Annotated in this window: 20 protein-coding genes; 11 read left to right on the plus strand and 9 right to left on the minus strand. The window is 68.9% G+C overall.

The window, feature by feature from the left end; all coding sequences use genetic code 11:
- Positions 1-3: 3 nt before the first annotated feature.
- From FHX60_RS11010 to FHX60_RS11020, 3 genes are all read left to right on the plus strand, one after another.
- A complete protein-coding gene (locus tag FHX60_RS11010) occupies positions 4-1,257 on the plus strand; it encodes an alkyl sulfatase dimerization domain-containing protein (protein WP_183283354.1) in 1,254 nt (417 codons plus the stop codon).
- 9 nt (positions 1,258-1,266) lie between these two features.
- Positions 1,267-2,301, plus strand: a complete 1,035-nt coding sequence (locus FHX60_RS11015; RefSeq protein WP_183283355.1) for a Bug family tripartite tricarboxylate transporter substrate binding protein — start codon at positions 1,267-1,269, stop codon at positions 2,299-2,301.
- Between the two features lie 1,052 nt (positions 2,302-3,353).
- Positions 3,354-5,372, plus strand: coding sequence for an alkaline phosphatase D family protein (locus FHX60_RS11020; protein WP_183283356.1), 2,019 nt, complete (start codon positions 3,354-3,356; stop codon positions 5,370-5,372).
- A 10-nt stretch (positions 5,373-5,382) separates the two neighbouring features.
- Here the strand turns inward: FHX60_RS11020 and FHX60_RS11025 are convergent, their stop codons facing one another.
- Positions 5,383-6,312, minus strand: a complete 930-nt coding sequence (locus tag FHX60_RS11025) for a 2-hydroxyacid dehydrogenase (RefSeq protein WP_183283357.1) — start codon at positions 6,310-6,312, stop codon at positions 5,383-5,385.
- 2 nt (positions 6,313-6,314) lie between these two features.
- Entirely contained in the window at positions 6,315-7,109 is a 795-nt protein-coding gene (locus tag FHX60_RS11030; RefSeq protein WP_183283358.1) for a class II aldolase/adducin family protein, read from the minus strand.
- A gap of 137 nt (positions 7,110-7,246) precedes the next feature.
- Here FHX60_RS11030 and FHX60_RS11035 point away from each other — a divergent pair, with 137 nt between their 5' ends.
- Together FHX60_RS11035 and FHX60_RS11040 are read left to right on the plus strand one after the other, a co-directional pair.
- Positions 7,247-7,939: a Crp/Fnr family transcriptional regulator gene (locus FHX60_RS11035; RefSeq protein WP_221209954.1), complete on the plus strand. Its 693-nt coding sequence runs from the start codon at positions 7,247-7,249 to the stop codon at positions 7,937-7,939.
- A 155-nt stretch (positions 7,940-8,094) separates the two neighbouring features.
- Positions 8,095-8,505: a hypothetical protein gene (locus FHX60_RS11040; RefSeq protein ID WP_183283360.1), complete on the plus strand. Its 411-nt coding sequence runs from the start codon at positions 8,095-8,097 to the stop codon at positions 8,503-8,505.
- An 86-nt stretch (positions 8,506-8,591) separates the two neighbouring features.
- Here the strand turns inward: FHX60_RS11040 and FHX60_RS11045 are convergent, their stop codons facing one another.
- On the minus strand, positions 8,592-9,488 hold the full coding sequence (locus FHX60_RS11045; RefSeq protein ID WP_183283361.1) for a LysR substrate-binding domain-containing protein: 897 nt from the start codon (positions 9,486-9,488) through the stop codon (positions 8,592-8,594).
- Positions 9,489-9,600: 112 nt separating this feature from the next.
- On the opposite strand from FHX60_RS11045, the gene phnA reads away from it, so the two are divergent.
- Together phnA and FHX60_RS11055 are read left to right on the plus strand one after the other, a co-directional pair.
- On the plus strand, positions 9,601-10,821 hold the full coding sequence (gene phnA / locus FHX60_RS11050; RefSeq protein WP_183283362.1) for a phosphonoacetate hydrolase: 1,221 nt from the start codon (positions 9,601-9,603) through the stop codon (positions 10,819-10,821).
- A 56-nt stretch (positions 10,822-10,877) separates the two neighbouring features.
- Complete coding sequence (locus tag FHX60_RS11055) at positions 10,878-12,566, plus strand: Na/Pi cotransporter family protein (RefSeq protein ID WP_183283363.1); 1,689 nt, start codon at positions 10,878-10,880, stop codon at positions 12,564-12,566.
- On the opposite strand, the gene FHX60_RS11060 is transcribed toward FHX60_RS11055, so the two are convergent.
- The 6 genes from FHX60_RS11060 to FHX60_RS11085 all read right to left on the minus strand — a co-directional run bounded on the left by FHX60_RS11060 (position 12,529) and on the right by FHX60_RS11085 (position 21,282).
- Entirely contained in the window at positions 12,529-14,025 is a 1,497-nt protein-coding gene (locus FHX60_RS11060) for a tripartite tricarboxylate transporter permease (RefSeq protein WP_112775646.1), read from the minus strand. The genes FHX60_RS11055 and FHX60_RS11060 overlap by 38 nt on opposite strands.
- Positions 14,026-14,038: 13 nt before the next feature.
- Positions 14,039-14,545 carry a tripartite tricarboxylate transporter TctB family protein gene (locus FHX60_RS11065; RefSeq protein ID WP_112775647.1) on the minus strand — a complete coding sequence of 169 codons (507 nt, stop codon included), beginning with the start codon at positions 14,543-14,545 and terminating at the stop codon, positions 14,039-14,041.
- Positions 14,546-14,613: 68 nt separating this feature from the next.
- Entirely contained in the window at positions 14,614-15,609 is a 996-nt protein-coding gene (locus tag FHX60_RS11070; protein ID WP_183283364.1) for a Bug family tripartite tricarboxylate transporter substrate binding protein, read from the minus strand.
- 84 nt (positions 15,610-15,693) lie between these two features.
- Positions 15,694-16,860 carry a DSD1 family PLP-dependent enzyme gene (locus FHX60_RS11075; protein ID WP_260163816.1) on the minus strand — a complete coding sequence of 389 codons (1,167 nt, stop codon included), beginning with the start codon at positions 16,858-16,860 and terminating at the stop codon, positions 15,694-15,696.
- Positions 16,853-19,897, minus strand: a complete 3,045-nt coding sequence (locus FHX60_RS11080) for an FAD-binding and (Fe-S)-binding domain-containing protein (RefSeq protein ID WP_183283365.1) — start codon at positions 19,895-19,897, stop codon at positions 16,853-16,855. Before FHX60_RS11080 ends, FHX60_RS11075 begins: the two co-directional genes overlap by 8 nt.
- Before the next feature lie 164 nt (positions 19,898-20,061).
- The gene (locus FHX60_RS11085; RefSeq protein ID WP_183283366.1) at positions 20,062-21,282 is read right to left on the minus strand and encodes a pyridoxal-phosphate-dependent aminotransferase family protein; all 1,221 of its coding nucleotides are present in this window, start codon (positions 21,280-21,282) and stop codon (positions 20,062-20,064) included.
- 170 nt (positions 21,283-21,452) lie between these two features.
- Here FHX60_RS11085 and FHX60_RS11090 point away from each other — a divergent pair, with 170 nt between their 5' ends.
- The 4 genes from FHX60_RS11090 (at position 21,453) to FHX60_RS11105 (ending at position 25,079) form a co-directional block, all read left to right on the plus strand.
- Positions 21,453-22,208, plus strand: coding sequence for a GntR family transcriptional regulator (locus tag FHX60_RS11090; RefSeq protein WP_112775652.1), 756 nt, complete (start codon positions 21,453-21,455; stop codon positions 22,206-22,208).
- Positions 22,209-22,311: 103 nt separating this feature from the next.
- Positions 22,312-22,596, plus strand: a complete 285-nt coding sequence (locus FHX60_RS11095) for a CppA family protein (RefSeq protein WP_112775653.1) — start codon at positions 22,312-22,314, stop codon at positions 22,594-22,596.
- A gap of 127 nt (positions 22,597-22,723) precedes the next feature.
- Entirely contained in the window at positions 22,724-23,827 is a 1,104-nt protein-coding gene (locus tag FHX60_RS11100; RefSeq protein ID WP_183283367.1) for a malate/lactate/ureidoglycolate dehydrogenase, read from the plus strand.
- A 253-nt stretch (positions 23,828-24,080) separates the two neighbouring features.
- Positions 24,081-25,079 carry an NAD(P)H-quinone oxidoreductase gene (locus tag FHX60_RS11105; protein ID WP_183283368.1) on the plus strand — a complete coding sequence of 333 codons (999 nt, stop codon included), beginning with the start codon at positions 24,081-24,083 and terminating at the stop codon, positions 25,077-25,079.
- The last annotated feature ends 69 nt before the right edge of the window (positions 25,080-25,148 follow it).

Below are 25,148 nucleotides of genomic sequence, written 5' to 3' on the forward strand. Positions count from 1 at the left end.
AGCATGCAGGACATCGAAGAGCGGCCGTCGGCGCTGGTCACGGGCAGCGGCATCGAACGCGCCGGCGACGGCGTATGGCTGCTGCACGGGCAAGGCCAGAGCCTTGTCGCCGATGTGGGCAACGGCCTGCTGGTGGTCGACAGCGGGCCCGGCGGGCGCATCACGCGCGGCATGATCGAGGCACTGCGCACGCAGACCGATTTGCCGGTGCTGGCGATCTGCTACAGCCACGGCCACATGGGCTACAACGCCGGCCTGCAGCAATGGCTGGACCACGCCGCCGCGCGCGGCGAGCCCGCGCCGCGCGTGCTGTCCCACGTCAACGTGCTGGCGCGCCAGGCGCGCTACCGCGAGACCCAGCGCATGCAGGAGCGCATGGCCGAGATCCAGTTCCGCCAGCCGGCCGGCGCGCTGGCGGGCAAGCTGGTCCATGTCGAACCCACCGAAACCTTTGCCGACGGCCTGACCCTGGGCCATGGCGAGCGCCGCGCGGAAATCCTGTGGGCGCCGTCCGAGACCGACGACGCCGTGGCGGTCTGGCTGCCTGGCCGGCGCCTGCTCTACGGCGGCCCGGCGGTGATCGACTCGATCCCCAACATCGGCACCCCGTTCCGCACCATGCGCGACACCGTGCGCTGGGCCGACACGCTGGAACGCCTGGCGGCGCTGCAGCCGCGCTCGGTGGTGCGCGAGTTCGGCGCGACCGTGCAGGGCGAAGCCGAATGCCAGCGCGTGCTGGGCGAAACCGCGCGCGCCCTGCGCTGGCTGCGCGCCGAGGTGGTGCGGCTGATGAACGCGGGCTGCAATGAACGCCAGATGCTGGCCGCGCTGCAGCCGCCCGCGGCGCTGTTCGACCAGCCCTGGATGCGGCCCACGTACGGCGACCCCAGCTACATCGCGCGCGACATCTACCGCTCGGAGAACGGCTGGTGGGACCGCAACGCGACCACGCTGCACCCGGCGCCGCCGCAGCAGGCCGCAGCGGAGATTGCCGCCGCCGTAGCCGACCACGGCGCGCTGCTGCGCCACGCGCAGGCGCTGGCCGAGCGCGGCGATACGCAGCTGGCCCTGCACGTGATCGACGTGCTGGCGCTGGCGCCGGATGAAACCCCCACCGTGCGCGAGGCGCGCCGGCTCAAGGCGGCATGGCTGCGCCAGCGCGCCACGCAGGTGCGCAGCTATGTGTCGCGCAGCCTGTATGGCGCGGCCGCCGACGCGCTGGAGAGCGAAGCGGCGGACAACTTCGGCCTGCACTAGGGAGACACCATGAAAGACACCGTGCCACGCACCCCCCTTGCGGCCGCGCCCACCCGGCTGACGGATGCGCGCCGGCGCGCGCTGCTGCGCAGCCTCGCCGCGCTCGGCCTGGGCGCCACGGCGGGCCGCCTTTACGCCGGCAACGACTGGCCGGCGCGGCCGATCCGGCTGGTGGTGCCGGCGCCGCCAGGCGGCGGCACCGACCTGTTCGCGCGCACGCTGGCGGCAGCGCTGGGCAAGGCGCTGGGCCAGACCATGGTGGTCGACAACAAGCCGGGCGCGACCGGCATCATCGGCAACGATGCCGTGGCCAAGGCCAGTCCCGACGGCTACACGCTGCTGTTCACCTATGCCGCCGCCGTGGTGATCAACCAGACCCTGCAGCCGAAGCTGCCGTATGACGGCCTGCGCGACCTGGTGCCGGTGGCCCAGATCGGCGCGGGCGGCAATTTCCTGGTGGTGACGTCGGACGTCCCCGCGCGCACGCTCAGGGAATTCGTCGCCCATGTCCTCAAGCGCCCGGATGCCTACGACTACGGCTCATGGGGCATCGGCTCGGGTGGCCACCTGACCATGGAAGCGCTCAGGATGCAGACCGGCATGAAGCTGCGCCACGTGCCATACAAGGGCGTGGCGCCGATCCTGGCCGACCTGCAGGGCGGCGTGATCAAGGCGGCCTTCGTCGACACCTCGTCGTCGCTGCCGCTGATCCGCGCCGGCAAGCTGCGCGCGCTGGCCGTCAGCGGCACGCGCCGCGCCCCGGCCACGCCCGACGTGCCGACCATGACCGAGCAAGGCTATCCGTTCGACACCGACAGCTGGTATGGCCTGTTCGCGCCGGCCGGCACCGGCGCCGCGATCGTGCAGCGGCTCAATGCCGAGGTGAACCGCCTGCTGGCGGACGCTGCCATGCGCGAGCGCTTCCTGCAGCTGAACATGGGCATGGCGCCGCCCAGGACCCCCGAACAGTTCGCGCAGACCGTGCGCGCGGACGTGGGCACGTGGGGCAGGCTGATCCAGGCCAACCACATCACCGTCGACTGATGCCGGCGCGCGACGCCTGCCCTGGCTCCCGCCAAAGAATCAAATGCCACTGTCATTCCCGCGAAGGCCGGAATCCAGTGTCTTAAAGGTCCCGCTTCGGGGGTAATGCCGTTCAGGATGTTGGTTCGGCCGGGGTACCGCGGTTGGCTTCTTTGTCGTGCTTGGCGGGCGCGGCTCTTTCGCCGGCTTAGCCGGCGACCTCCTTTCTGTCCAAGCGACAGAAAGGAGGCAAAGAGCGCGTCGCCTAAGCGGCTGGCTAAGGCGGCGTTGGTGGTTCCAGTGGAGGTGACTTGCGGTCAGGGGTTCGGTGGTTCCACCCTGCTGACGCTACCGGGAGGTGCCTGGCGTTCGAGGTCGGATGGACGAACCCGACTTTAGGTCGGTGGCAACCTGCTGACTACGTTATTGGTGGGACGCCTTCGGCTGCGCTGCGCGCGCTCCCAATCTCAGGTCTTAGGCTCTGGCACGGAGTGCATCGCTGCGCTCGCACAGCGTTGTCGCGCGCGAGCCCAAAGGCTTTCTCTCCCGCTGGTTTGCTCCCCTCTCCCGCTTGCGGGAGAGGGGCGGGGGAGAGGGCCGGCGCATCCACGAGGTCAACCGCATCCATCCATGCGCCCCCACATCATCCCCGGAATTCGGCGATGAACCTGACCTTATCCCCGAAGAGGACGTGAAAGACGCTGGATTCCCGCCTACGCGGGAACGACGGTGGTCAACTGAACGGCATTACCCCGGCGGCGTTCTGCTTCTCGATGGCGGTGTTGCCGCTGGCCACGGCCTCGCCGTGGCTGTTGGACCGCGGCGCGCTCGCCTATGCACCGTGGCTTGGCAGCGCCATGGTGGCGCTGGCGCGCCGCGCTGCCGTGAGGCGGCGGCGCCAACAGTCGACTTCCTCCTATATCGATGTCGGAATCGCACCGACAGCGCGTGCGCTGGCCAGCCACTAGTATCCATTCAGAAAAACAGCACGCCCCACGACAGCCTGGTGCCGCAAGCGGCATCCGGGCGCGGCTGCGCGCTGCATGGTCAACAGCAACAACAGGAGGAGCACCATGGACCGCCGCCAGTTTCTCAAGTGGGGGAGTTTCCTGACTGTCACCGTTGCCACCGGCGGGCTCAGCGCCTGCGGCGGCGGCGACGATGACCCGGCGCCGGAACCGGATACCGGCAACCCCGGGAACTTCAACTTCGTGCATGGCGTGGCGTCGGGCGACCCCCGTCCCGACAGCGTGATCGTGTGGACGCGCGTGGAAGGCAGCAACGGCAGGCGCCCGGTGGTGGTGCGGCTGCAGGTGTCGACGCAGCAGGATTTCGCCCCGCCCACGCTGTTGGTGAATCAACCCCTGATGGCCCTGCCGGACTGGGACTACACCATCCGCAACAAGGTCACGGGCCTGAGCCCCGGCACCCGCTACTTCTACCGCTTCCTGCTGGGCAACCGCCCCAGCACCACCGGCCGCACGCGCACCGCCGCCGCCGCGGGCACCCCGCTGTCGCAGCTGCGCTTTGCCTTTGTCAGCTGCCAGGACTGGAATGCCAACCACTGGGCCGGCATGGAAGAGCTGGTGCAGCAGGACCTGGACTTCATCGTCCATGTCGGCGACTACATCTACGAAGCCGTGCCGGGCGGCTCGCGCGCCGGCAACGTCGAGGACCGCCACACCGTGCTGCAGCTGCCCAACGGTACCGCGCTGCCGGATGGCAGCATCTACGCCACCACGCTGGACGACTACCGCTACCTGTACCGCAGCTACCGCAGCGACGCGCGCCTGCAGGCGCTGCATGCGGCATTCCCGATGATCGCGATCTGGGACGACCACGAGTTCTCGGACAACTGCTGGCAGGACCGCCAGACTTACAACATCACCGACGACCAGACCCCGCGCACCGCGCGCCGCCGCGCAGCCAACCAGGCGTGGTTCGAATTCATGCCGGCCGACGTGACGCTGGACCCGGACAACCCGTCGTTCCAGAACATACAGATCTACCGCGCCTTCACCTTCGGCAATCTCGCCACGCTGCTGATGACCGACGAGCGCCTGTACCGCGCCGACCACATCATTCCCGAGGCCTCGGTCGGGCGCTCGATCGGCAGCCTGTACTTCGTGCCGACGGCAACGCTGGCCGCCGCCGAGGCGCAGAAAATCGCCGCCGCCGGCAACGCCCTGACGCCGGTATCGATGCTGGGCGATACCCAGCGCGCATGGTGGCAGGACCGCATCGGCGCCGATGCCACCACCTGGAAGCTGTGGGGCAACCAGCTGTCGCTGCTGCGCATGCAGGTCGACGTGCCGCTGGCGGTGGCCCGGCTGATCGCACGGGCGCTGGTGGTGGCCAACAACGCGCTGGCCTCGCTCGAGACCGCGATCGCCAATGCGCTGGCCGACGACCTGCGCGCGGCGCGCGCCGCCGGCACCTATGTCAACCTGGCCTATACCGCGCTGCGCAACGTGCTGGTGCAGGCCGGCATCGACAGCGCCAACTTCGACGCCACGATCAAGCCGCTGATCGAAGCCCGGCTGCCGGCGATCACGCTGCTTGAACGCTTTATCCTCAATGCGGACCAGTGGGACGGCTTCAACGCCGAACGCAAGAACCTGATGGCGTTCCTGAAGACCAACGGCATCCGCAACGTGGTGGCGCTGAGCGGGGATATCCACGCCTTCTTCGGCGGACAGGTGATGGACGACTACGATGCCGCGGCGCCGGCGCCCGTAATGGTGGATCTGGTCACGGCCGGGCTGTCGAGCAACACGCTGCTCAGTTCCTTCCGCACCGTGGTCGATACCGACCCGGCCTTCGCCGCACTGCGCGAGCTGATCTACAGCAACGTGGGCGGCACCCTCGTCAATACCTTCGATGCCACGCTGCGCGCCTTCAATCCGTGGCTGCGGCATGCCGACACCAATGCCGAGGGCTACGCGCTGGTCACGCTGACGCCGCAGAAGCTGAGCTGCACCTTCCACACGCTGAAGCCGGTCGCGGGCGGCGCGGCGCCGGCGCTGCCGGCCACTGCCAGCACGCGCTTGCTGGAAGTGGCGGCAGGCACGGCCGATGTGACCGTGACCTAGTGAGCGTGAGTTAGTAGCCGGCCTGCCGGTCCACCAGGTTCAGCAGCGCGCGCCCCTCGCGCGCGCGCCGCAGGTTGTCGAGGCATTGCCGGGCCACCAGCGGGTACGACGGATCGGCCGCGATATGCGGCGTGGCCTCGATGCGCGGATGGTTCCAGACCGGGTCATCCGCCGCCGGCGGTTCCTTGGCGAACACGTCCAGCGCCGCGCCCGCGAGGTGGCCTTCATCGATCAGCGCGACCAGGTCCGGTTCGACCACATGTTCGCCCCGGCCAACGTTGATCAGGTAGGCGCCCCGCGGCAGGCGCGACAAGGTGCGCCGGTCGAGCAGCCCCTCGGTGCGCGGTGTCAGCGGCAGCGTGCAGACCAGGATATCGCTCTGCGCCAGTATGGCGTCGAGGCCGTCGTCGCCGGTGAAGTCGGTGACGCCTGGCAGGTGCTTGGCGGCGCGGCTCCAGCCGCTGACCGGGTAGCCGATGGCGACGAACATGCGCGCCACCTCGCTGCCGATTTCGCCCAGCCCCAGCACGCCCACGCGGCACTGCGCGGCATCGCGCCCCGCATGGCGCTTCCATTCGCCGCGGCGCTGCTGCTCGGCGTAGAGGCCCAGCGCACGCGTATGGCGCAGCGCCATCGCCAGTACGAAGCGGGCGATGCCGGCCTGCTGGCCGGGATCGACGATGCGCGTCACCGGGAGGTGCGCGGGCAGGTCGGGCGCGGCCAGCAGCTTGTCGACGCCGGCGGTGGCGGCGCATACCAGCCGCAGGTTGGGATAGGCCGGCACCACGCCGGGCTTCAGGCCCCACGCGATGATGGCCTCGACCTGTTCCGCGACGGCGGCCTCGCGGCCGTTCCACACGGTGATGTCGGGCGCCGCCTCGCGCAGCAGCGCAGTGATGGGCACCGCCATGAACGACGGCAGGTGGACGAGGATGGCCATGGTCAGTTGCGGTAGTCGGGGTCGATGCGGTCGAGGCGGCGCAGCAGGCCGGGCCAGGCCAGGCTGGAGCCCTTGCCCTTGGTGGCCTGGCGCGCCTGCTGGCCCATGTTGGTGCTGGCGGCGTCCGGCACCCGCGTCAGCGCCGTGCCGCCGCTTTGCGCCAGGATCTGGATGCGGCACGCCGACTCCAGCGTGTACATGGTCAGGAACGCATCCGCCACCGTGCGCCCGCAGGTAAGCAGGCCGTGATTGCGCAGGATCATCTGCTTGCAGCGGCCCAGGTCGGCCACCAGCCGCGTTTTCTCGTCCTCGCGCAGCGCCACGCCCTCATAATCGTGATAAGCCAGCCCGGTCAGCGCGAACATCGCCTGCTGCGAGATCGGCAACAGCCCGTCCTGCTGCGCGGACACGGCGACGCCGTGCGCGGTATGCGTGTGCATCACGCAGCCGACCTCCGGACGCGCCTCGTGCACGGCGCTGTGGATGATGAAGCCGGCCGGGTTGACGTCATACGGCGTGTCCAGCACGGGCTCGCCGTGGTGGTCCACCTTCACCAGGCTCGAGGCCGTGATCTCGTCGAACATCATGCCGTACGGGTTGATCAGGAACTGGTCCGGCGCGTCCGGCACGCGCGCCGAGATATGCGTGAAGATCAGGTCGTCCCAGCCGAAGTGGGCCACCAGCCGGTACGCGGCCGCCAGGTCGACGCGCATCTGCCATTCGGCGTCGGAGACGCGGTCTTTTACGGAGTCTTCTACGGAGCCTTTTACGGCTTCGACAAGCTGGACTTGCGCCATGCGTGGCCTCCCGGGGGCATTTGAGTGAGTCGTTGACCCGCTGCATTGTCCCGGCGCCCCAGGCCAAAGTCTGTTAAGTGTTAGACAATCTCGGCTCCGGCAAGGGGGGCGATGTGGGGTGTCAGGTGAAGGCTAAGATGAAGCATGCGTTGAATGCGGACGAACCGGTGCGCGCGCTGCCGCGCAGCGTGCTGGCCAGCGGCTGGCTGCGCAACGCGCCGCCACGCGTGCTGGACGCCGTGGCGCAGGCCGCACGCCGCCAGCGCTTCGGCGACGGCGCGATGATCTTCGCGCGCGGCGACCCGCCCACGTATTTCTGCATGGTGGTGTCCGGGCGCGTGCGCATGAGCCGGGTCAGCAGCGGCGGGCGCGAGTCGGTGTACTCGGTGATCGGGCGCGGGCGCTGGTTCGGCGAGATCTCGCTGCTCGACGGCAAGCCGCGCACGCATGACGCCTTCGCCGTCGGCAACACCGAACTGCTGGTGCTCGGCCAGCGCGATTTCCACCGCATCCTGGCCACGCATCCGGAAGGCATGCAGCTGATCGTGCAGCAGATCTGCGCGCGCCTGCGGGTGGCCTTCGACCATGCGCAAAGCGCGGCGCAGGCCCCGGTCGACGCGCGCATGGCGGCGCGCCTGCTGGAGCTGGCCGACCGCACCGACCATATCGTGCGCATCAGCGCCGAAGAGCTGGGCGACATGGTCAGCCGCTCGCGCCAGACCGTGGCCAAGACACTGCAGGCGTGGCAGGACGCCGGGCTGATCCGGCGCGCCTACCGCCAGATCGAACTGCTGGACCCGGCCGCGCTGAAGCGCCTTGCCAGGCGATGACGACGCCGCGCACGGCCACCCGCGTGCGCAAATAACCTGCCTTGGCCGCGATGGCAAGACTGGTTAACGACCGTTGCAAAAACAAACAGAATGTCAGGTGCCCCGGCGCTACAGTGGTCATTCCCTGCCTGTAGGCGTTTCTAGGAGGTACACGAATGAAGCAACATCTGGCGAAATCCCTGGTCATGGCCGGCGCGATGATCGCGTCCTATCCGCTGTTCGCGCAGCAGGCCCAGCCGCTGCAGCCAGGCCAGCCGATGCCGATGACCCAGCCGATGCAGCCGATGCCGTCCACCCCGCCGACGCAATCCGCGCAGCCGGTGCAGGCGATGCCCGCGGCGCCGTCGGCCGCCTCGGCCCAGGTGGCTCCGGTGGCCCCGGGCGCCGCTGGCAGCTATGCGCAGGCACCCGTGCCGCCAGCCCAGCCGGGCATGGCGCCGGTGCCCGCCGATCCGTCGCTGGCAGGCGGCACGGTGTCGGCAGTGGATCCCGCCAGCATGAGCCTGGCGCCCGATGCGCTCGGCACGCGCGTGGGCCAGCGCAGCACCTTCCTCGACGGCGCCTGAGCGCCGGCCGGCGCGGGCCCGCAGCGCGCGGGCCGCGCCATGCATCCCCTCATCCCGACACCCGTAACACGCGGGCGCGTCTCCCTTCACTCTTCCCCGGCGGCCGCGCCCTGTTGCTGCAGCCATTCCAGGAAGGCGCGCAAGTGCAGCGGCTTGTCGGCATCGCGCGGCACCAGCGCATGGTAGGTGTTGCCCGGCGCGCGGATCGCGCCGAACGGCGTGGCGATGCGCCCGCCGGCGCGGTCAGCCTCCAGCGTCGGAAAGGTGCCGATGGCAAAGCCCAGGCTGTCCGCCACCGCCTGCAGCGTGACAAAGAAATGGTCGAAGCGCAGCGTGCGCACCGGCAGCAGCGACGCATGCCCGGCCTGCTGCAGCCATGACTCCCAACTGCCCGGCCGCGTTTCCGTATAGAGGAACACACCCTCCACCAGGTCTTCCACCTCTTGCAGCGGCAACTGCCGCAGCAACGCCGGGCTGGCGATCACGGTCTGGTATTCGGCAAAGACCGGCATCGACTCGAACTGCTCGCCGCGCTCCAGCGTGCGCCGTATCGCCACGTCGAAGGTGCCGTTGAAGCCCGCCTCGTTGCTGAAGGCGGTCGAGACCCGCACGTCGACCTCCGGCTGCAGGCGCCGGAAATCGTCCAGCCGCGGGATCAGCCAGCGCATGGCAAAGGTGGCCGGCGCGTTGACGCGCACTACCTTGCGCGTGGCGATGCGGCCATAGCGCTCGGACGCGGCGCCGATCTGGTCGAACGCCGTGCTGATCTCGCGCGCGAACGCCTGCGCGTGCACGGTCGGCACCATGCGCTGGCCCTGGCGGATAAACAGCGGCTGCCCCAGCCATTGCTCCAGGATCTCGATCTGCCGGCTGACCGCGCCATGGGTCAGGTGCAGCTCGCGCGCGGCGGCCGAATAGCTGCCGGCGCGGGCGGCTACCTCGAAGATGCGCAGGGCGTTGAGCGGGGGCAGCTTGTGCGGCATTGTGAGATTTCCTGACAGAACCTGGAAAATAAACTCGTTTGTGAGAGTTTATCGCCTAACTTAGCATGGGTCTCAGGCAAATCCCTTCTCACATCCCGCCTCAAGAGACTCCATGAGCACCCCGATACAGGCCAACGGCCACAGTTACCAGTTTCCCGCCCGTCCCACCGTCATCGTCTGCATCGACGGCTGCGAGCAGGAATACATCAACCTTGCGGTGCAGGCGGGCGCCACGCCGTTCTTCGCCAGCCTGGCCCGGCGCGGCACCGTGCTGAGCGGCGACTGCGTGGTGCCGTCGTTCACCAACCCCAACAACCTGTCGATCGTGACCGGCGTGCCGCCGTCGGTGCACGGCATCTGCGGCAACTTCTTCTACGACACCGAAGCCGGCGCCGAGGTGCTGATGAACGACGCCCGCTACCTGCGAGCGCCCACCGTGCTGGCCGCCGCGGCACAGGCCGGCGCCAGGGTCGCCGTGGTCACCGCCAAGGACAAGCTGCGCGCGCTGCTGGGCCATGGCCTTCAGGGCATCTGCTTCTCGGCGGAGAAAGCCGACCAGGCCACCCTCGCGGAAAACGGCATCGACGACGTGCTGCGCAAGGTCGGCATGCCGCTGCCGTCGGTCTACAGCGCCGGGCTGTCCGAGTTCGTGTTCGCCGCCGGCGTGGCGCTGCTGGAAAGCGTGCGGCCGGACCTGATGTACCTGTCGACCACCGACTATGTCCAGCACAAGCACGCGCCGGGCACGCCGCAGGCCAACGCCTTCTACGCGATGATCGATCGCTATCTGCAGCGGCTGGATGCGCTCGGCGCGGTCATTGGCGTCACCGCGGACCATGGCATGAACGCCAAGACCGACGCGCTAGGCACGCCGAACATCGTGTTCCTGCAGCAGGTGCTGGACCAGCGTTTCGGCACCGATACCACCCGCGTGCTGCTGCCGATCACCGACCCCTATGTCGCCCATCACGGCGCGCTGGGTTCGTACGCCACCGTGTACCTGCCGGCCGGCACCGACCCGCGCGCGGTGCATGACGCGATCGCGGCGCTGCCCGGCATCGAGCTGGTGCTGGACCGGCGCGCCGCCAGTGCGCGCTTCGAACTTCCGCCCGACCGCATCGGCGACCTGGTCGTGGTCAGCGAGCGCCTGACGGTGCTGGGCACCACGCCGGCGCGCCACGACCTGAGCGGCCTCGATGCGCCGCTGCGCTCGCACGGCGGCCTGTCCGAGCAGAAGGTGCCGCTGCTGTTCAACCGCAAAGTCAGCGTGCCGCCCGGGCAGCGGCTGCGCAACTTCGACATCCTGCGGCTGGCGCTGAACCACGCCGACTGAAGCCCGGCCAGGCCGGCCGCGACCGGGCACAACCGGCCACACACACGCGAGGCGCCATGCAGATCCTGCTATCCCTGATGTCCGGTGTCGCCCTGCTGATCTGGGGCACGCACGTCACGCGCCACGGCATGCTGGAGGTACTGGGACCGCGCCTGCGCCTGGTGCTGGCCGCCGGCACCGCCAGCCCGCTGCGCGGCTTCCTGGCGGGCCTGGGTGTCACCGCGCTGATCCAGAGCAGCAGCGCGACCGCGCTGATGACCAGCGCCTTCGTCGCCGGCGGGCTGGTATCGCTGCCGGCGGCGCTGCCGATCGTGCTGGGCGCCGATGTCGGCACCAGCGTGATGGCGCGCCTGCTGGCGGTCGACATCGCGTGGCTGTCGCCGCTGCTGCTGGTCGCCGGCATCGGCCTGCGCCTGTCGGGCAAGGCCAGCGCGCGCGGGCAGGCCGGCGAAGTCGTGGTCGGACTCGGGCTGATCACGCTGGCGCTGCAGTTGATCCGGCTCTATACCGCCCCGCTGCTGCATGCCGACATCGTGCGCGCCATGTTCAACGCCCTTGGCAGCGACACCCTGCTGGCGGTGGTGGTGGGCGCGCTGGTGACCCTGCTCGCCTATTCCAGCCTGGCGGCAGTGCTGCTCACCGCCACGCTGGCCATGGCCGGCGTGATTGCACCCGGCACCGCGCTGCCGCTGGTGCTCGGCGCCAACCTGGGCAGCGGCCTGATTGCGTGCCTGGCCAACGCCGGCGGCGCACCGGCCGCGCGCCGGGTGTCGCTGGCCAACCTGCTGTTCCGCATCATCGGCGTATTGGCCTGCCTGCCGCTGCTCGATGCCGTGCCACCGTTGCTGGCGCGTCTTGGCAGCCAGGCCGGCACCATGGCGATCGATTTCCACCTGGCCTTCAACCTGGCGCTGGCCGCGACGCTGGTCTGGTTCGTCAACCCGGTGGCGGCGCTGTGCATGCGCTGGCTGCCCGATGCGCGGCACGATGCCGAGCCCCCCGGGGCCCGTTACCTGAGCCAGGGCGACTTGCAGCACCCGTCGGTCGCGCTCGGCAATGCGGCGCGCGAGGTGGTGCGCATCGGCGACGTCATCGAAGAAATGCTGCAGGGCATGAAGCTGGCGATCGCCGGCAACGACCGCGCCCTGAATGCCCGCTGCCGCGCTCTCGACGACCGCATCGATGAGCTGTACTCGTCGGTCAAGCTGTACCTGACCGACGTCGCGGCCACGCGCCTTGGCGAACAGGACGCCGCGCGCTGGGATGACATCATGCTGGTCAACATCAATCTCGAGTATGTCGGCGACATCGTCGAGCGGGTGCTGCTGGACCTGGACCAGCGCAAGCTCAGCCGCAACTTCCGTTTCTCGGACGCAGGCAGCGCCGAGCTGCTCGACCTGTGCGACCTGCTGGTGACCCACCTGCGCACCAGGCTGTCGCTGTTCGTTGCCAACGACCGCGCCGCCGCGGCATTGCTGCGCGATTGCGCTGCCGAGTTCCAGGGACGCGCCGAGCGCTTCACCGCGCGCCATATTGCGCGAGTGGCGCAGCGGCTTGCGGCGAGCGTCGAGACCAGTGCGTTGCATCTCGATATCCTGCGGGAGTTGTCGCAGATGAGTGCATTGTTGTGTGCCGCGCCGGCGGTGTCCCTGGGGTCGTGCGGGGGATCCCTGCTGAAGAAGGCGGCCAGTCACGACCGCCCGTTCCTCACGCCGCCCGCTTCGCCCGCATCCTCAAATCACTGACCACCGGCCACACCAGCACAAACACGGCCAGCCCCATGATCGTCCCCACCAGCCCATTCGACCAGAACACATCCAACGCCCCGGACGACACCAGCATCGTTTGCCGGAACGCGTCCTCGGCCCGGTCGCCCAGCACCAGCGCCAGCACCATCGGCGCCAACGGGTAATCCAGCTTCTTCAGCACATAGCCCACCACGCCGAAGCCCAGCATCAGCCAGACGTCGAACAACGCGCCGTTCACGGTGTACGCGCCGATCGCGCAGATCACCAGGATCAGCGGCGCGATGATCGAGAACGGAATGCGCAGGATCGCGGCGAACAGCGGCACCGTCGACAGCACCACGATCAGCCCGACGATATTGCCCAGGTACATGCTGGCGATCAGCCCCCATACGAACGGCCCCTGCTCGGCGAACAGCAGCGGCCCCGGCTGCAGGCCCCAGATCATCAGGCCGCCCAGCAGCACCGCCGCGGTGGCGGACCCGGGAATGCCCAGTGCCAGCATCGGCAGCAGCGCGCTGGTGCCGGCCGCATGCGCGGCGGTCTCGGGTGCGACCACCCCTTCGACGTTGCCCTGCCCGAACGAATCGGGATCCCTGGCCATGCGCTTGGCCACGCCATAGCCCATGAACGACGCCGCGGTGGCGCCGCCCGGGGTGATGCCCAGCCAGCAGCCGATCACCGACGAGCGCACCACGGTCAGCCAGTAGCGCGGCAGTTCGGCCCAGGTCTTCAGCACCACCTTCAGGTCGATGCGAGCCTGCTTGCCGCGGAAGGCCACGCCCTCCTCCATCGTCATCAGGATCTCGCTGATGCCGAACAGGCCGATCACCGCCACCAGGAAGTCGAAGCCGCGCAGCAGCTCGGTCGAGCCGAAGGTCATGCGCAGCGTGCCCGACACCGTATCCATGCCGACCGCCGCCAGCACGAAGCCCAGGCACATCGCGATCAGGATCTTGGGCTTGGACTCCTTGCCCATGCCGACGAAGCTGCAGAAGGTCAGCAGGTACACCGCGAAGAACTCGGGCGGGCCGAAGCGCAGCGCGAACTTTGCCACCAGCGGCGCCAGGAAGGTGATCAGCAGCACGCCGGCCAGCGCACCCAGGCACGAGCCGGTGAAGGCCGAGGTCAAAGCCTTGCCGGCCTCGCCGCGCTGCGCCATCGGGTAGCCGTCGAAGGTGGTGGCCACCGACCAGGCCTCGCCCGGAATATTGAACAGGATCGAGGTGATCGCCCCGCCGAACAATGCGCCCCAATAGATGCAGGACAGCATGATGATGGCCGACACCGGGTCCATCGAAAACGTCAGCGGCAGCAGGATCGCCACGCCATTGGGGCCGCCCAGGCCGGGCAGCACGCCCACCACGATGCCAAGCAGGATGCCGACGAACATCAGGCCGACGTTCTGCCATGACAGCGCCACGGCGAAACCACCCATCAACGCATTGAGTTCATCCATGACCGGCCCCTCCCTAGTAGCCCAGCGCCGCTTCGAGCGGGCCCTTGGGCAGCGGTACGCGGAACTGGATCTCGAAGATCCAGAACAGCAAGGCATTGACGCCGACGCCGATCAGCGCGGCCTTCCACCACGCCGCCTTGCCCACCCACACCATGAAGCCGGCGATGAAGGCCGCCGACGCGACGTAGATGCCGAGCAGCCCGATCAACCCGACATACACGGTCAGCGGCACCAGGATCACGCCGACCTGCCGCAGTTGCTGCCACGTCGCAAACACGGCGGCGCGGTCCCCGCGCAGCGCCTGCACGCCCACCAGCACGCTGCAGGCCAGGATGATGATCCCGACCCGCATCGGGAAATAGCCCGCTTCGGGCCCGTCCGGCGCCCAGCCGGCGCCGATGGCATGGTTGCTCCAGATCACCACCAGCGCGCCGGCCAGCAGGCACAGCGCCACTGCCAGTTCAACCGCCTTGACCGAGATGCCGGCGCCCGCATGCGCCGCTTCCTGTTGTGAATCCATGTTGTCCCCTGCCTTGCTTCAGGTCATCGGCTGCGCCGCGCGGCGCAGCCCGTTGGTGATCCGTGCCGTCAGCGCGCGGCGACGAAGCCCGCCTCCTTGATGATGTCGCGGTGCGCGGCTTCGTCGCGCGCCAGGAAGTCGGTCAGCGCCTTGCCGGTCAGGAACTCGTTCTTCAGCGCGTTCTTCTCCAGGTATTCCTTCCACTCGGGAGTGGCCACGATCTTCTGCATCAGGTCCACGTAATACTTCTGCTGTTCCGGGGTCACGCCGCCCGGCATCATGAACACGCGCAGCATCTGGTATTGCACGTCGAGGCCCTGCTCCTTGCAGGTCGGCACGTCATGCCAGCTCTGGGTCTGCGTGACCTTGCCGTTGTAGGCCATGCGCTCCGGCGCGAACACGCACAGCGCGCGATGCTCGCCGGCGCGCCACTGGCCGATCGATTCGGACGGGTTGTTCACGTTGGCGTCGATATGCTGGCCCGACAGCTGCGTGGCGGCCTCGCCACCGCCCTTGTACGGCACATAGATGAAGCGGGTGCCGGTCTTCTTCTGCACCAGCGCGCTGATGATCTGGTCTTCGCGCTTGGAGCTGGTGCCGCCGACCTTGATCTTGCCCGCGCTGGCCTTGGACGCGTCGATGAACTGCGCGACGGACTTGTACGGTGCCGCGGCATTGGTCCACAACACGAACTCGTCCTGGGCAATCATCGCCACCGGCGTGAGGTCGCGCCAGCTGAATGGCAGGTGGCTCACCATCGGCACCGTGTAGAGCGCCGACGAAGCCACCAGCAGCTTGTGCGGGTTGCCTTGCGATGCCTTGGTATCCATCAGCCCTTCGGCACCGCTGGCGCCCGCCTTGTTCAGCACGATCACCGGCTGGCTCATCAGCTTGTGCCTGGCGATGATGCCCTGGATCGACCGTGCCATCTGGTCCGAGGCGCCACCGGCGCTGAACGGCACCACGATCTCGACCGGCTTGGCCGGCTCCCATGCCCATGCGCTCAGGCAGGCCGTGGCACCCACCACGGCCGCCAGGGTCTTCCTGACTGTGTTGCGTTGCATCGTTGGTCTCCTTTGGCTTTGACTACCCGGTGCCGCTTGTTGCGGCTCTTCTCTCTTCTCTTTATCTGCGCTGCCGCGCGGCTGTCAGCGGCTCAGGCCGCGTGCCGCGATGTCCCACAGCTCGGCCACGTGCCCGTCGCGGCAGCACACGTATTGCGCGTGCAGGTTCGCGGTGGGGTCGCAATGGCCGGGCACCAGCCAGAGCTTGCTGCCCAGCAGGGCCTGGCCGTCTTCGTCCAGCACCTGCAGCACGCCGTGCTCGTCGTTGGCCGCGATATAGCGCAGCCACTCGCTCCCCGGGCCGGACCACAGGCGCGGCAGGCCGGAATCCACCGCGAGCGACTTCAGGCCCGCATCGCACACCGCCACGCCGGCGCGCGCGGTGCTCATCACCGTGGTCGCCAGGAACAGGCCGTGCCGCGGCTGGAAACGCCCGGGCCATTCGCTGGCGCCATAGTGGCCGTCCAGGAACACGTAGCTGCCGGGCTGGATCTCGGTATAGACGCCGCTTTCGCAATCGAACTCCGCGGTGCCGCTGCCGCCGCCGGTGATGACCGGGCAGGCGATGCCGCGGGCACGCAGGTGCGCCACGTAGGCGCCCGCCTGTTCGGCGGCGCGCCGGGCCGCGTCGCGGCGCTGCGTCCAGTGCGCCAGGTGCTGGGCGCCGCCGTGATACGCCTGCAGCCCGCCGAAATGCAGCGACGGCGCCTCGCCGATCGCATCGGCCAGCCGGCCCAGCGCTTCGGGGGTGTCGACACCGCATCGCCCCTGCCCGACATCGGCTTCCGCCAGCACGGTGATGCGCACGCCGCCGGCCGTCGCGGCGGCGGCGATCGCGCATACCTGGCGCAGGTCGTCCACGCAAACGCTCAGGTCCACATGCCGGGCCAGCTCCACCGCCATCGCCAGCTTGTCGGCGCCGACGAACTCGTTGCTGATATGGATGCTGGCGATGCCGGCGGCGGCAAACGGATAAGCCTCGCTGAGCTTCTGGCAGCAGATGCCCACCGCGCCGGCGGCGATCTGCCGCTGCGCGATCGCGACCGACTTGTGCGCCTTGGCATGCGGGCGCAGCGCCACGCCGCCGGCATCGGCAAGCAACTGCATCCGGGCCACGTTTTGGTCAAAGGCATCGAGGTCGACCAGCAGCGCCGGCGTGCCGACGTCCTCGATGCGATCGCCGATCTTTGCCGGCGCCGGCGGCTGCAGGCGGGCACGGTCGTGGACGGGATGGCGCATCGGCTCAGTCATGGCGGCCACCCTCCAGCGCCATCGCCAGCACTCTTGCCACATGCATCGCCTCGGCCTGCGCGCCGTCGCGGATCTGGTGGCGGCAACTGGTGCCGTCCGCGACCACGACGGCATCGGCGCCGCGCCGGCGCACCGCCGGCAGCAGCGACAGTTCGGCCATCGCCTGCGATGCTTCGAAATGCTCGGCTTCATAGCCGAAGCTGCCGGCCATGCCGCAGCACGACGACTCCACCGGTGCCACCTTCAGGCCCGGAATCCACCCCAGCACGGTCTGCACCGGCGTGAAGGCATCGAACGCCTTCTGGTGGCAGTGCCCGTGCACAATGGCCTCGGAGACCTGCAGCGGCCGCAGCGGCAACGCCAGCCGGCCCGCCTGGCGCTCGCGCACCAGGAACTCCTCGAACAGGAACGACAGGCTGGCCAGCTGGCGCGCCTCGTCGCCATAGCCGTAGCCCAGGAACTCGTCGCGCAGCGACAGCAGGCACGACGGTTCCAGGCCGACCACCGGCACGCCGCGCTCGACGAAGGGACGCAGTGTGTCGAGCAGGCGCCGCGCCTCGGCCTTCGCCTCGTCCACCAGGCCCGCGGCGAGGAAGGTCCGGCCGCAGCACAGCGGACGTTCGCCTGCGCGGGTGTTGAAGTGCACGGTATAGCCTGCGGCTTCCAGCACGGCCTGCGCGGCGCGCGCATTGTCGGGCTCCATGTAGTTGCTGAAGGTATCGACGAAGAGCAGCACTTCGCGGCCATCGGCGTTGCTGCCGGCATCGCTGGCTGTGCCGCGGCGGCCGGCCAGGAACGGCGCGGCGAAGCGCGGCAGCGACCGCTGCGGCGCAAACCCGAGCGCGCGCTTGATCCAGCCGGAGACCCCGGGCAGGCTGTCGGCCAGCGCCAGCAGGCCCGGCACGCGGCTGGCCGCCGGTGCGTAGCGCGGCAGGAATGCGACCATGCGCTCGCGCAGGCTGATGCCGTGCCGGCTGGTCCACGCGTGGCGCGCCTCGATCTTGAACTTCGCCATGTCGACGCCGGTGGGGCAGTCGCGCTTGCAGCCCTTGCACGAGACGCACAGGTCCAGCGCCTCCTTCACTTCCGCGCTGGCCAGCCCGTCGCTGCCGAGCTGTCCGGTCAGCGCCAGCCGCAGCGTGTTGGCGCGGCCGCGCGTGACGTGCTGCTCGTCCTTGGTCACGCGATAGCTGGGGCACATGGTGCCGGCGTCGAACTTGCGGCAGTGGCCGTTGTTGTTGCACATCTCCACGGCCGATGCGAGGCCATGCGTGGCGGTATCGTTGCCCGTACCCGGCGCGGTCTCGGCGCCCGTCATCGGATCGCGCCGCACGTTCCAGGCCGACCAGTCCAGCGCCGGCGCCAGCGGCAGCGCGGCGTAGCCGGGCGCGAAGCGGAAGTTCTCGCGCGCATCCATGCGGGGCGGGCGCACGAGCTTGTCGGGGTTGAAGCGGTTGTCCGGATCGAACAGCGCCTTGATCTCGCTGAACGCGGCGTTGATGCGCGGGCCGTATTGCCAGGCCACCCATTCGCCGCGGCACAGGCCGTCGCCGTGCTCGCCGGAATAGGCGCCCTTGTATTCGCGCACCAGCTCGGCCGCCTCTTGCGCGATCTCGCGCATGCGCAGCGCGCCGTCGCGGCGCATGTCAAGGATCGGCCGCACGTGCAGCGTGCCGACGCTGGCGTGGGCGTACCAGGTGCCCTCGGTCTCGTGCTTGTGGAAGACCTCGGTGAGCCGGCGCGTGTACTCGGCCAGGTGCTCGAGCGGAACCGCGCAATCCTCGATGAACGAGACCGGCTTGCCGTCGCCCTTCATGCTCATCATGATGTTCAGGCCGGCCTTGCGCACGTCCCACAGGGCCTTCTGCGCCTTCTCCTCCGGCATCTTCACCACCGAGCCCGGCAGGCCCAGGTCGGCCATCAGTTCGGCAAGCCGGTCCAGTTGCGCCAGCAGCGCCTGGCGGTCGTCGCCGGCGAATTCCACCAGCAGGATGGCCTGCGGATCGCCGGCCAGCGCGCGCTCGACCACCGGGCGGAAGGCGGGGTTTTCCATCGACAGGTCGATCATGGTGCGATCGACCAGTTCCACCGCCACCGGTTGCAGCGTGACGATATGCTGCGTCAGGTCCATTGCCTGGTAGAAGGTGGGGAAGTTGACCACGCCCAGCACCTTGTGCGCCGGCAGCGGCGCCAGCTTCAGCGTGAGCTGGCGGCTGCAGGCCAGCGTGCCTTCGGAACCGACCAGGATATGCGCCAGGTTGGCATGGCCGTCGTCGGTATAGGCGCGCGGATTCTGGCAGTCGAACAGGTCGATGTTGTAGCCGGCCACGCGGCGCAGCACCTTGGGCATGCGCTCGGCGATCTCGCCGCGCTCGCGCGTGGCGATGCGCTGCAGCCCATGAAGGATGCCCTCGGCGCGCCCTGCCGCCACCGGTTGCGCCAGCGAACCGAAATGGCAATCGCTGCCGTCCGCCAGCACCGCATCGATGGCCAGCACGTTATGCACCATGTTGCCGTAGGCGATCGAGCGCGAGCCGCACGAGTTGTTGCCGGCCATGCCGCCGATGGTGCATTGCGCCCCGGTGGAAACGTCCACCGGGAACCACAGCCCGTGCGGCCTGAGCCAGGCGTTCAGGTGGTCCAGCACGATGCCGGGCTCCACCGTCACCGTGCGCGCGTCGGCATCGAACGCGACCACGTTGTTGAGCCACTTGCTGGTGTCGATCACCAGCGCCTCGCCCACCGTCTGGCCGCACTGGCTGGTGCCGGCGCCGCGGGCCAGTACCGGCACGCGCTGGTCGCGCGCGATGTCGAGCGCGCGCACCAGGTCGGCCTGGTCGCGCGGCACCACCACGCCGACCGGCATGATCTGGTAGATGGAGGCGTCGGTGGCATAGCGGCCGCGGGCGGCGCGGTCGAACAGCACGTCGCCGCGCAGTTCCTTGCGCAGCAGCGCCGACAGCGGCGAGATGGCCCGGTGCTGCGCTGGCACCAGGTGGATCGGCTTGACCAGCAGGGAGGACGAAGTCATGTTCATGGCATGCAAGAAACAAGGGCTGCGCGCCCACGGCGATGCATGCGGCCGCCTGCGGTGGGCGCATGTCGTGGTGATGCTCCGGCAGGAAGGTCAGGCAGGCGGCGGACCATGCCGCGCCCGCCCTGGCCTGCGCGGCTCGGTCGGCTGCGCTCAGTCGGCTGTGCTCAGGCGGCGGCCTTGAGCACCGGCTTGTCGGCGTGCGCGGCGAGCGACGCCATGGCCGCGGCCACGCCGCTGCCGGCAAGCGGCACGCCTGCCAGCTTCAGTCCCATCTCGCAACCGGCCAGCGTTGCCATCAGGGTCAGGTCATTGCAATCGCCGAGATGGCCGATGCGGAACATGCGCCCGCGCATCTTGCCCAGCGCCTGCCCCAGCGACATGTCGAAGCGCTCATAGATCAGCTTGCGCACCGCATCCGCGTCGACGCCGTCGGGCATCATCACGCCGGTCAGCACCGGGCTGTACACCGCCGGGTCTGCGCACTGGATCTGCAGGCCCCACGCGCGCACGGCCTGGCGTGTCGCCTCCGCCAGCCGCTGGTGGCGGGCGAAGACCTGCTCCAGGCCCTCGCCCAGGATCATGTCGAGCGCTTCGGACAGGCCATACAGCAGGTTGGTGTTGGGCGTGTACGGCCAGTAGCCATTCTTGTTGGCTTCGATGATCTCGGCCCAGCCCCAGAACGCGCGCGGCAGCGTAGCGTTCTGGCTGGCGGCGATCGCCCTGGGCGACAGCGCGTTGAAGCTGATCCCCGGCGGCAGCATCAGGCCCTTCTGCGAGCCGGACACGGTCACGTCGACGCCCCACTCGTCATGGCGATAGTCGGCCGAACCCAGGCCCGAGATCGTGTCCACCAGCAGCAGCGCCGGGTGCCCGGCGGCATCGATGGCCCGGCGCACCGCGGCGATATCGGAGGTCACGCCGGTCGAGGTCTCGTTGTGGACCACGCAGACGGCGCGAATCGTGTGGCCGCTGTCCTCGCGCAAGCGCGCCTCGATCATGTCCGCCTGCACCCCGCGGCGCCAGCCTTCGATGCCGGGCAGCCCCAGGAATTCCGGGCGCAGGCCGAGCGCCTCGGCCATCTTCTTCCACAGGGTGGCGAAATGCCCGGTCTCGAACATCAGCACATGGTCGCCCGGGCTGAGCGTATTGGTCAGCGCCGCTTCCCAGGCGCCGGTGCCCGACGCCGGATAGATGATCACCGGGTGCCTGGTCTTGAAGATTTCCTTGATGCCCGCCAGCACCTTGCGGCCGAGTGCGCCGAACTCCGGGCCACGGTGGTCGATGGTCGGATAGCTCATGGCGCGCAGGATCCGGTCCGGCACCGGGCTGGGGCCCGGGATCTGCAAGAAGTGGCGCCCAGAAGGATGGAAATCGAGGTGAACCATGAAAAGCGTGCCTCCTTGTTGTTTTATGAATTTTGAATGCAATCGACTATAGCAGAGCCATCGAGGCGACCCAAGGTGAAATTTGCGCTGATTTGTCGTGGTTAACCCGCGATTTGAGGTCAGGAAGCGGGATGCAGTAGAATCCACGTCAAGTGGATAGAGGACATTGAATGCAAAACTCATATAACGATGACCGAGCGGCAGGCGTGGCCGAGCACGTTTCGCCGCCTTCGCTGCCGCGCCTGGCACGTCCGCGCCTGCACGACACCGTGGTCGAGCACCTGCGCCAGTTCATCGTCGAAGGCGTATTCGCGCCGGGCACCAAGCTCAATGAACGCGAGCTGTGCGAGACCCTGGGCATCTCGCGGACGCCGCTGCGCGAGGCGCTCAAGGTGCTGGCGGCCGAAGGCCTGATCGACCTTCTGCCCAACCGCGGCGCCAGCATCTCGCGCATGAGCGAGGCCGAGGTCAGGGAGAGCTTCGAGCTGATGAGCGGGCTGGAGGCGTTTTCCGGGGAGCTGGCCTGCGAGCGCATCACCGCGGCGGAACTCGCGCAGATCAAGGCGCTGCACTACGCGATGCTGGCCTGCCGCGCCCAGAACGACCTGCCGGGCTACTACAGCCGCAACCAGGAGATCCACGACCGCATCAACGAGGCCGCGCGCAACGGGGCGCTACGGCAGACCTACCAGTCGATCAATCGCCGCCTGCAGGCCCTGCGTTTTCGCTCCAACCAGCAAAGCGGCAAGTGGGACGAGGCGGTCGAGGACCATGAAGAGATGATCCAGGCGCTGGAAGCCCGCGACGGCAAGCGCCTGGCCGCGGTACTGAAGCGCCACTTGCTGGAGAAGCGCGACGCGGTGCTGCCGCTGGTGTCGGGCGACGCCGCTGGCACCAGGAATCTTCTGAACGCGACGCACGCGTAGTTTCGAGGCAGCCTTTTGCCGTGCGCGGGCCGGATTTTTCTTGCCTCCACGCCGATACTGTATATATTTACAGTAACTGTATGGATGAACAGTGGGGTCCGGCATGGAACACCTTATCCGCGTGCAAAACGACTATGACCGCCAGGTGCTGGCGTGGCTGCGCGGCCGCATCGGCGACGCCGCGCTGCAGAGCGCGGTGCATCGCCTGGCAGGCCCGCGCAAGCCCTACCTGTCCACGATCTGCCGCAGCCTGGGCATCCGCCCGCCCAGCCGGCGCCAGTTTGCCGCGGAGACAGCGCGCATCCACCGCGCGGTGGGCGACAGCTACCTGGCCCGCATCAGGGAAATCCTGGCAAAAACCCCGGCGCACGAAGCCCCGCGCCAGTAGGCATTTGCCGATCACCGGCCAGGCGCGGACCGTCGCGCGCGCGCCGGACGTATCATGAAAGCCCCGTTGCCGTCACACGGCAACGGGGCTTTGTGTTTCGCAACGTATTCCTCCCTCCAAGGCCGACATGAGCGAACTCCGCATTCCCACCCGCGCGCTGCACCAGTGGGTCACCGATCTCTGGCTTGCCGCCGGCAGCGGCACCCACGAAGCGCAACTGACCGCCGACCACCTGGTCGGCGCCAACCTGAGCGGACATGACTCCCACGGTGTCGGCATGATCCCGCGCTATGTGCTGGCGTGGCAGGCCGACGAGCTGCAGCTGAACCGCCAGGTCAGCGTGCTGCAGGACGGCGGCAGCCTGCTCAGCCTGGACGGCAACCGCGGCATGGGGCAGGCGGTAACGGCGCAGGCCATGGAGATGGCCATCGCCCGCGCCCGCGAGCATGGCGTCTGCGTGATGGGCCTGCGCCAGTCGCACCACCTCGGGCGGGTCGGCCACTGGGCCGAGCAGGCCACGGCCGCCGGCATGATCTCGATCCACTTCGTCAACGTGCTGTCCAAGCCGATCGTGGCGCCCCACGGCGGCTACGACGCGCGCTACGGCACCAATCCGTTCACCATCGGCGTGCCGGTGGCCGGCGCGCCGCCGCTGGTACTGGACTTCGCCACCAGCGCCATCGCGCTGGGCAAAGTGCGCGTGGCCCATAACAAGGGCGTGCCGGTGGGGGCCGGCTGCCTGCTCGATGCGCAGGGCGAGCCCACCACCGATGCCGCCGTGATGTACCCGCCCGCCGACACGCCGCAAGGCGCCTTGCGGCCCTTCGGCGAGCACAAGGGCCACGTGCTGGCGGTGATGTGCGAACTGCTCGGCGCCGCCGTCACGGGCGGCCATACCATCCGCCCGGAAACGCTGCGGCACGAGCACGCGGTCTGGAACAACATGCTGGCGATCGTGTTCGATCCCGCGCGGCTCGGCACCAGTACCTCGTTCGGGCATGAAGTCGCGGCCTTCGCCGACTGGATGAAAAGCGCGCGCTTGCAGCCCGGGCAGACCGGCATCCAGCTGCCCGGCGAACCGGAGCGCGCATTCCGCGCCGCCCGCGCGCAGCGGATCCCGATCGATGCCGGCACGCTGGCGCAGCTGGACGACGCTGCGGCGCGCGTGGCGGCGGCGCGGGCCGGCACCCATGCGGCGCCCGGTCCGCTGTCTGCGCTGGCGTGCGACTGAATGGGGGCTCGCGCAAGACTCGCCACCGTCCTTGCCAGGCCAGTATGCGTGCGTGCGCGGGTTTCCGGAGGTTGACTTCACCTACGGACTTCGTGAAGACCTGGGCGCCCCGCCGCTATTGGCGGACCGCTGCAGAATTGCATGGCACCAAGGGAAAAATCCCTGCATTTTCCGAGAAACCGCCAACCTATACTGGGCCTCCCTTCTCGGCTTGCGCGCCCTCCCGGCCGCGCAGGCCACTCCAGGAGCCCAAGTGAAAGCCATCACCCTCCCGTCCTTCGGCGATGCCGATGTCCTGCAACTGGCCGAGGTCCCCGATCCCGTGTTACGCCCCCACGACCTGCTGGTGCGCAACCACGCCGCCGGCGTGAACCGCGCCGACGTCAACCAGCGGCGGGGTGCCTATGGCCGCGCCGACTTTGGCGACTCCGCGCTCATGGGCCTCGAGATCGCCGGCGAGGTCCTGGCCGTTGGCGACGCGGTACAAGGCTTCGCGCCGGGCGACCGCGTCATGGGCATCGTCGGCGGGGGTGCCTATGCGGAACTGGCACGGATCGACTATCGCATGGCCATGCCGGTTCCGGCGGGACTGGCTTACGTGGAAGCCGCAGCCATCCCGGAAGCCTACGTCACCGCGCACGAGGCCCTGCTCCACCTTGGCCAGCTCCGCCCCGGCGAGCGCGTGCTGATTCACGCCGCGGCAAGCGGCGTGGGCTCCGCCGCGGTGCAGCTGGCGGCAGCGTGCGGGGCGCAGGTCTTTGCGACGGCCAGCGGCCACAAGCTGGATCAACTGAATGCACTCGGCGCAAGCGTGCTGATCGATTACCAGCGCGAAGACTTCCAGGCCGTCGTCGAGCAAACCACCGCGGGACGTGGTGTCGATGTCATCGTCGACTTTATCGGCGCCCCGTATTTCGAGCGCAATATTCTGTCGCTCGCCAATGGCGGCCGCCTGGTCCAGGTCGGCCTCCTCGGCGGCGGCACCGGCGCCAGCGTGCCGCTGGAACGCATTCTGTACGGCCACCTCAGGATCCTCGGCACGGTGATGAAGTCGCGCACGCCAGCGGAGAAGCACGCGATGGTCAACCGCTTCAGCGCGCATTGGCTGGCGGAGTTCCAGGCCAGAGGACTGAAGCCGGTAGTCGACAGCGTGGTGCCGCTGGAACGTGCCGCCGAAGCCCACCGGCGCATGGAGTCCAACCAGAACCTTGGCAAGATCGTGCTCGCCGTGAACCACCACGGCGCCGCGTAGCAGCGAGGGCCGGCAGGCACCAGATGCCGCCGGCCCCACCGGGTTACCGCTGTGCGACGTCCGCGCGTG

It is taken from the genome of Cupriavidus alkaliphilus (genome assembly GCF_014191175.1).
Lineage (GTDB): Bacteria > Pseudomonadota > Gammaproteobacteria > Burkholderiales > Burkholderiaceae > Cupriavidus > Cupriavidus alkaliphilus.

Excerpts from the sequence above, each read along its gene's own strand:
- FHX60_RS11010 (WP_183283354.1), top strand. The coding sequence starts at position 4 with ATGCAGGACATCGAAGAGCGGCCGTCGGCGCTGGTCACGGGCAGCGGC.
- FHX60_RS11015 (WP_183283355.1), top strand. The coding sequence starts at position 1,267 with ATGAAAGACACCGTGCCACGCACCCCCCTTGCGGCCGCGCCCACCCGG.
- FHX60_RS11020 (WP_183283356.1), top strand. The coding sequence starts at position 3,354 with ATGGACCGCCGCCAGTTTCTCAAGTGGGGGAGTTTCCTGACTGTCACC.
- FHX60_RS11025 (WP_183283357.1), bottom strand. The coding sequence starts at position 6,312 with ATGGCCATCCTCGTCCACCTGCCGTCGTTCATGGCGGTGCCCATCACT.
- FHX60_RS11030 (WP_183283358.1), bottom strand. The coding sequence starts at position 7,109 with ATGGCGCAAGTCCAGCTTGTCGAAGCCGTAAAAGGCTCCGTAGAAGAC.
- FHX60_RS11035 (WP_221209954.1), top strand. The coding sequence starts at position 7,247 with ATGAAGCATGCGTTGAATGCGGACGAACCGGTGCGCGCGCTGCCGCGC.
- FHX60_RS11040 (WP_183283360.1), top strand. The coding sequence starts at position 8,095 with ATGAAGCAACATCTGGCGAAATCCCTGGTCATGGCCGGCGCGATGATC.
- FHX60_RS11045 (WP_183283361.1), bottom strand. The coding sequence starts at position 9,488 with ATGCCGCACAAGCTGCCCCCGCTCAACGCCCTGCGCATCTTCGAGGTA.
- phnA (WP_183283362.1), top strand. The coding sequence starts at position 9,601 with ATGAGCACCCCGATACAGGCCAACGGCCACAGTTACCAGTTTCCCGCC.
- FHX60_RS11055 (WP_183283363.1), top strand. The coding sequence starts at position 10,878 with ATGCAGATCCTGCTATCCCTGATGTCCGGTGTCGCCCTGCTGATCTGG.
- FHX60_RS11060 (WP_112775646.1), bottom strand. The coding sequence starts at position 14,025 with ATGGATGAACTCAATGCGTTGATGGGTGGTTTCGCCGTGGCGCTGTCA.
- FHX60_RS11065 (WP_112775647.1), bottom strand. The coding sequence starts at position 14,545 with ATGGATTCACAACAGGAAGCGGCGCATGCGGGCGCCGGCATCTCGGTC.
- FHX60_RS11070 (WP_183283364.1), bottom strand. The coding sequence starts at position 15,609 with ATGCAACGCAACACAGTCAGGAAGACCCTGGCGGCCGTGGTGGGTGCC.
- FHX60_RS11075 (WP_260163816.1), bottom strand. The coding sequence starts at position 16,860 with ATGACTGAGCCGATGCGCCATCCCGTCCACGACCGTGCCCGCCTGCAG.
- FHX60_RS11080 (WP_183283365.1), bottom strand. The coding sequence starts at position 19,897 with ATGAACATGACTTCGTCCTCCCTGCTGGTCAAGCCGATCCACCTGGTG.
- FHX60_RS11085 (WP_183283366.1), bottom strand. The coding sequence starts at position 21,282 with ATGGTTCACCTCGATTTCCATCCTTCTGGGCGCCACTTCTTGCAGATC.
- FHX60_RS11090 (WP_112775652.1), top strand. The coding sequence starts at position 21,453 with ATGCAAAACTCATATAACGATGACCGAGCGGCAGGCGTGGCCGAGCAC.
- FHX60_RS11095 (WP_112775653.1), top strand. The coding sequence starts at position 22,312 with ATGGAACACCTTATCCGCGTGCAAAACGACTATGACCGCCAGGTGCTG.
- FHX60_RS11100 (WP_183283367.1), top strand. The coding sequence starts at position 22,724 with ATGAGCGAACTCCGCATTCCCACCCGCGCGCTGCACCAGTGGGTCACC.